The 1,219-nt window shown below is 66.2% G+C and carries 1 protein-coding gene; it reads right to left on the bottom strand.

The window, feature by feature from the left end; translation table 11 throughout:
• On the bottom strand, positions 1–1,219 hold a 1,219-nt coding region (locus ACLMAL_RS39605), incomplete at both ends, for an AMP-binding protein (RefSeq protein ID WP_412003767.1).

Genomic DNA, 1,219 nt, shown 5'->3' with positions numbered 1-1,219 from the left:
CTTCACCGATGGCGAGCACCCGCCACAGCGAGTCCGGCAACTCGGCGGCCAGCAGCGCGTCCAGCATGGACGGCACCACATGCAGAGTGGTCACCCACTCCTGCGCCATCAACTCATTGAGGTACGCGGGGTCGCGATGCCCATCCGCGGCGGCGATCACCAGTCGGCCGCCGAATACCGCCGCCGACCAGAATTCCCAGACCGACAGGTCGAAGGTCGCGGCGGTCTTCAGCAGCACCGCGTCCCCGGCATTGAGGCCGAATTCGGCTGTCTTCCACTGCAACTGGTTGGCGATCGCACCGTGCGTGAGTGCGACACCCTTCGGCTGACCGGTCGAACCGGAAGTGAAGATCACGTATGCGGTGTTCGCCGCGGTCAATGCCCCGCGGCGCTCGTCCGCCGCCACCGCGGCGGCCGGGAACTCCGACAGATCCAGCTCGTCGATCGCCACGGTGTCGACCGCTGCGGCGGTGAATTCGTCACGGCCGGTGGTCAGTACACAGACCGGTGCCGCGGTGTCGAGGATGTACTCGACGCGGTCGGCGGGCTGATCCGGATCGACCGGCACATACGCCGCACCCGCTTTCGCGACCGCGTACATCGCCACAACCAGATCGGTCGAGCGGCGGATGGCCAACGCGACCCGGTCCTCCGGCGCGACGCCCCGTTCGATCAGGTAGCGCGCCAGGCGATTCACCCGAGCGTCGAGTTCGGCGTAGGTGAATTCCTGCCGCTCGCCGATGACCTCGTCGGAGACAAGGGCCACGGCGTTCGGCGTCGCCGCCACCGTCGCCTCCAGCAGCGACACCAGTGTCGCGGCCGAGTCGACCACATGCGTGGTGTCGTTCCACGCGCCGAGAATCCGTGCGTTCTCTTCCGGCGCGAGCACATCGATCTCGCCGATGACCACCGAGCCGTCGGCAATGAAAGCGTCGAGCACTCGCACGAATCGGTCGACGAATCCGCGCACCGTCGACTCATCGAACAAATCGGTGGCATAACCGAATTGGGCGATGATCTCGGCGGGTGTGCCGTCGTCGGCGTACGTGTCGTGGACGGTGACTTGCAGATCGGTCTTGGCAAGCTGCTCACCGAAGTCGACCGCGCTCACCGAGAGACCGGGCAGCTCGAAGGAGGTTTCGGCCATGTTCTGGAACGACAGACCCATCTGGAACAGCGGGTTGCGCGCCGTCGAACGCACCGGGTTGAGCACCTCGAC

Source organism: Nocardia sp. CWNU-33, from assembly GCF_046764895.1.
Lineage (GTDB): Bacteria > Actinomycetota > Actinomycetes > Mycobacteriales > Mycobacteriaceae > Nocardia.
This window is presented reverse-complemented; position numbering and strand designations above follow the sequence as displayed.